General features: G+C 45.9%; 5 protein-coding genes. 2 read left to right on the top strand and 3 right to left on the bottom strand.

What is annotated here, in order from left to right; translation table 11 throughout:
• On the top strand, positions 1 to 264 hold a 264-nt coding region (locus AACQ17_RS06540; protein ID WP_141201434.1), incomplete at its 5' end, for a RidA family protein.
• A gap of 139 nt (positions 265 to 403) precedes the next feature.
• Here AACQ17_RS06540 and AACQ17_RS06535 read toward each other — a convergent pair.
• On the bottom strand, positions 404 to 1,060 hold the full coding sequence (locus tag AACQ17_RS06535; RefSeq protein WP_094147598.1) for an HAD family hydrolase: 657 nt from the start codon (positions 1,058 to 1,060) through the stop codon (positions 404 to 406).
• Positions 1,061 to 1,278: 218 nt separating this feature from the next.
• Between AACQ17_RS06535 and AACQ17_RS06530 the strand changes: the two genes are divergently transcribed.
• A complete protein-coding gene (locus AACQ17_RS06530) occupies positions 1,279 to 3,015 on the top strand; it encodes a SulP family inorganic anion transporter (protein ID WP_049785469.1) in 1,737 nt (578 codons plus the stop codon).
• 253 nt (positions 3,016 to 3,268) lie between these two features.
• On the opposite strand, the gene AACQ17_RS06525 is transcribed toward AACQ17_RS06530, so the two are convergent.
• Both AACQ17_RS06525 and AACQ17_RS06520 read right to left on the bottom strand, forming a co-directional pair.
• Positions 3,269 to 4,150, bottom strand: a complete 882-nt coding sequence (locus AACQ17_RS06525) for a YjjW family glycine radical enzyme activase (protein ID WP_094147599.1) — start codon at positions 4,148 to 4,150, stop codon at positions 3,269 to 3,271.
• Positions 4,151 to 4,154: 4 nt separating this feature from the next.
• On the bottom strand, positions 4,155 to 4,874 hold a 720-nt coding region (locus AACQ17_RS06520), incomplete at its 5' end, for a glycyl radical enzyme domain-containing protein (protein ID WP_141201433.1).

Below are 4,874 nucleotides of genomic sequence, written 5' to 3'. Positions count from 1 at the left end.
ATAAAAGAACAAGTTAAGCAGTGTTTAGAAAATATAAAGAATATTGTAGAAAGTGTTGAGCATGTTATGGATGATATTGTTAAAGTCAATATTCAAATAAAAAATATGGATGACATTAATATTGTCAATGAAGTTTACACAACCTTCTTTAACCATGAGCTACCTGCGAGAACCGTGATTGGTGTTTCAGAGCTGCCTATGGATGCGTTAATACAAATTGACGCTGTGGTTTCTAATTGTGAAGGTACGCCACCTAAACATTAACGAATATTTCTTATTGACTAAAGAAGGGGGTATCAATGATACCCCCTTGTTACTTGTTAGCTATCTGTAATTGCAATACCAATATCACGCTGTTTAGTTATGGCAATCGAAATCAAACAGGCGGCGTATGAAAAACCGCTCAATTACTGTTTTTCAGGGCCGTTAAAACGTGATGTAGTGAGGGGACCACTTGGTGTCCAAGCGCCAAAACTTCTTCACTGGGTTCGACGAGATCAGGAATTTGGTAGGTGATCATATTCGCACTCACGGCGGATCGCACGCCGTTATTAGAATCTTCAAAGGCTAAGCATTGGGTCGGTTCAGCGCCAAGACGTTGCGCAGCGAGTAGATAAATCTCAGGATCGGGTTTGCCATGTATCACTTCACAACCGGTTGTGAACGAGTCAAAGTATTGCTCAAGGCCTGAAAGGCGCAGCTTAATTTGTGCCACGTCTTTTTGGGTTGATGTTGCGACGGCAGTAGGAATACGATTGGCTTTTAACCATTGTAATAACTCGATAACCCCTTCTTTCACTGGGATCGCCTGGTGTTTCACCACGGCATCGTAACGTTTACGCCACTCCGTATGTAATACCGGATAGTCTAATTCTGGCCCGTAGCCTGCGCGCAGTGCTTGTTCAATGCCTGCCGCATTGCGACCAATAGCCGAGAGATAAACCTCTTTTAAAAATGGGACGCCAACTGCGTGGCAAGCTTGTTCGAATATTGTAAGGCAGACACGTTCCGTGTCGAGTAACAGTCCATCCATATCAAAAATGGCAGCTTGAAATTTCATAAGTACAACTTTAGGCGAGTGAAATGGAGTGGGCTATTTTCACATAAGTCGACCTATGGAGGCGATCTTTTTCCTGCACTTTTTCTTTTTCTCATACTTCAATAAAATCAGCCAATTATAAGCGCTAGTTTGTTAGCAATGAGTTATGCTTAATGTGAAAACCTTGTTGCGAGAAGAGGGGGGGAAGCAATTTGAATAGTGCATTTGTACAACAGTGGATGCCGGGTTTACACCAACTGAAAGACTATGAAACTCGCTGGTTGATGGATGACGTACGTGCGGCGCTTTCTGTGGTTGCGGTTGCACTGCCTGTCGCGATAGCGTACGCGCAGCTCACTGGAGTAAGCGCGATTGTCGGCTTATATTCCTGCGTATTGCCGATGTTGGTTTACGCGATTTTTGGCACGTCTAGGCAGTTGATCTTAGGCCCAGACGCGGCAACTTGCGCAGTGATTGCGGCGGTAGTGACACCGCTGGCGATGGGCGATCCTCTCAAACACTGGCAGTTGGTCATGACAATGACGGCAATGACGGGAATGTGGTGTTTGCTGGCCAGTCGTTTCAAACTCGGTATTTTAGCCGATTTTCTCTCTCGCCCTATTCTACTTGGGTTGTTAAACGGTGTTGCTCTGACCATTATCGTGGGTCAATTTGCTAAAGTATTTGGGCTGAAATATGAGCAGCAATATCTACTAGAGCGTATCGTGGAAGCGCCATCCTTGCTGATTGATTTGCATTGGCAAACCTTATTGATAAGTGCGCTGACAGTGGTGGTTTATTTTCTGTGTAAGCGTGTCAGGCCCAATTGGCCAGCAGCGATGTTGGCTATCATCGCTGCTGCATTTTGGGTGTGGTTTTTTGGCGCTGAACATCTTGGCGTTAAAGTCGTTGGTTTAATCCAAGGTGGGTTACCAATATTCCAAACCCCTCTATTTGATCTAGGGGTGAGCCGTGAATTAGTCATGCCCGCTTTGAACTTAGCGATGGTGAGCTTTGTCAGTATGATGCTCACTGCGCGCAGTTTTGCGGCAAAAAATGGTTATGATATTGACGCCGACAAAGAGTTTCGCGCGCTTGGCTTAGCTAATATTGCTTCTGCATTTTCACAAGGTTTTGCCATCAGTGGGGCGGATTCACGTACGGCGGTGAATGACGCTAATGGTGGAAAATCGCAATTAGTTTCGATTATTGCAGCGATTGTGATTGGATTTGTCGCGATTGTGGCGTATCAGCCACTACAATACATTCCGATTGCTGCATTGGGAGTTGTGTTGATTATCGCGTCTATCTCGTTGCTGGATCTGAAAGGGATTTGGAGTTTACACAAGCGTGATAAAGACGCCTTCTATTTGGCAAGCTTAACCTTCATCGCTGTATTGGTCATTGGCGTTATCCCCGGCATCACTCTTGCGGTATTACTGGGTCTGTTCCAGTTCTTACGCACCGTGATGCGGCCAAGTGATCAAACATTGGGTTTGGATGATAAAGGAACGATTCGCACGATTGATACGTCAGCGAAGGCGAAACCAATACCGGGTTTGGTGATTTATCGTTTCAACTCTCCGCTGACTTATTTCAATGCGCCTTACTTTAAACGTCGTATTTTATTTCACACTGAATCGGCGGGCATGAGTGTGGGGTGTGTGATTATTGATGCGGTGTCGAGTTTTACCCATTTAGATTTAAGCGTCATGGCGATGTTATCGGACGTGCAAAGCATTCTGAAAAAACGAGGTATTCGTTTAGTGCTAGCGGGGCGTAAACGCAGTTTGAGAAAATGGTGTGAGATCGCTGGAATTTCAACGGGTGATGGCGGCGTGGTGATTCGTGCGGACATGTATTTAGCCATTAAGCTAAGTGGATGTTACCAACACGCTGTAGAAGAAGGGCAAGTTCCACCAGTACAAAAAGAGCCGCAAAAGGATATTGAAGGTGAAATTGCGGCTGCTATTTAAAATGAGGTTGGCTCTCGTTAATAATATTGGTTCTCGTTAATAAAAGATAAAGAGCTCTTGAGTATCGAAAAGATGTAAGAAATCCCATTCAATCATGATGCTTTCCTTTTTATGTGATGAGAGCGAGTGCTCGGCCTTTTGCTAAACGGTTAGTGCCTGTTTGGATAAGCATAGGTGAGCGTTATGCATTAGGCAAAATGGTACGGGTTATTAATCTAATATAGGTAGCCTATGGGCATGGTGGTTTTCGACGCTAGGTGTAGCGTGTCGGCAGGTAAACAGTTCGCTGTACTTGAGCGGCCAGTTTTCGATGAAACTGCAACATTGCACCTTCACTGCATGGTTGCCAAGTTAAGGCCTTGCCGACCACACCGTGATGTTGGAAGGCGTTGAGCCGAATGCTGACGTTCGCAGGCAACTGGTTAATCAGATGCGCCACTTCGGTAATTTCAGTCTCTAAATCACTTTTGTCCGGTATATGCAGCAGTCGCACTTCGTGCAGTTTATTCAGTGTAGCGAGGTGGAAAATAGTGCGTATCACTCTATGGTTACTGCGTCCGGTTAGCCACCGATGCGTTTCCTCTTGCCAAGCTTTTAAATCGATCATTGCGCCATCCAAATAGGGCGAGATTTTGTCCCATCCCGATTCTGATAGTGAGCCATTACTATCAATAAAACAGCTGAGATGTTTCAATTCTTCATCGTGTTTGATGGCTTTGAAAAGAGCGATAATAAACGGAAGCTGTAGTGTCGCTTCCCCCCCTGAAATGGTAATACCGGCTAAGAAATAATGATTTCGGCGGATAAGTTCCACGAGTTGTTCAACGCTGTAGTGATGAATTTTGGGGTTTGATTGGTGCACGCAGTGCTCAATACAGCGATCGCAGTGAGTGCATTTCTCCGCTAGCCATTCGACTTGCTGGTCAGCATTGAGGCGCAGTGCTTGCGATGGGCAGGTTGGCACACAATCACCGCAATGGTGACAGTGACGAATCGTATGTGGGTTATGGCAAGACAAGCAATTGAAGTTGCAACCTTGCATAAAAATGACCAGTCGGTTACCCGGACCATCAACGCAGGAGAAAGTCAGCACTCGGCTGACTTTTGCTCGGAGCGGCTGTTTTCCACTCACCATTAGTTTAGCTGACAGAGTTTGGTTGATAAGCCGGTTGCATTTCATGGCTAACCACGCGTGCTTTTCGCTTGAGCACAGCCGTGTTTTTGGCCGCTTCTGCCCCAAGAAACGTGGTGTTGGTGCGTGATCCGCGCTGCTCAAATTGCGCTATTTCAGACAGTTTCACCATGTAACCCGTAATGCGAACTAAATCGTTCGAAGCCACGTTTGCCGTAAATTCGCGATAGCCAGAGTGGAGGGCTCCTTTACATAGGTTGAACATCGCTTCTGGGTTGGCCGTTATGGTTTCATCCAGAGTTAGAATATCGCTGATACCAGAGGTGTAATATTGATGATGTCCAGCCGTTGCTTGCACATATTCAATCGGGTTGGGTTCGGTACCATAAGGGATGCGCACGCCCGGAGTGACATCAAGATCAAGGCTGATACCACCTTGTGCGTGCAGCAAAGCACGGCCGTTGAAGCCATATTTGACTGGTGAGTTTTGTACAATGTCGGCCAGCTTGGCGGAAATGGCGATGCCTAATTGGTTGGCGATATCATCATGGCCATAACGAGCGTTACTCTGCTCCTTTTCCAGTAATAGATTAACGGCTTCAGCCATGCCATAAATGCCAAACATCGGTGCGAAACGAGATTCTTCAATCAACCCTTCTTGAGTCAGAAAACCTTCAAAAAAATGAGATTGTTGGTGCAGATGAGCAGCTCGAACATCCATCAGCTC

It is taken from the genome of Vibrio sp. V10_P2A27P122, assembly GCF_963874335.1.
In the GTDB taxonomy this organism is placed as follows: Bacteria; Pseudomonadota; Gammaproteobacteria; order Enterobacterales; family Vibrionaceae; genus Vibrio; species Vibrio anguillarum.
Note: the sequence above shows the minus strand (reverse complement) of the source record. Positions and strands in the feature narration are given on the sequence as shown.

Coding starts and splice junctions, on each gene's coding strand:
- AACQ17_RS06525 (WP_094147599.1), bottom strand. CDS start 4,150: ATGGTGAGTGGAAAACAGCCGCTCCGAGCAAAAGTCAGCCGAGTGCTG.
- AACQ17_RS06530 (WP_049785469.1), top strand. CDS start 1,279: ATGCCGGGTTTACACCAACTGAAAGACTATGAAACTCGCTGGTTGATG.
- AACQ17_RS06535 (WP_094147598.1), bottom strand. CDS start 1,060: ATGAAATTTCAAGCTGCCATTTTTGATATGGATGGACTGTTACTCGAC.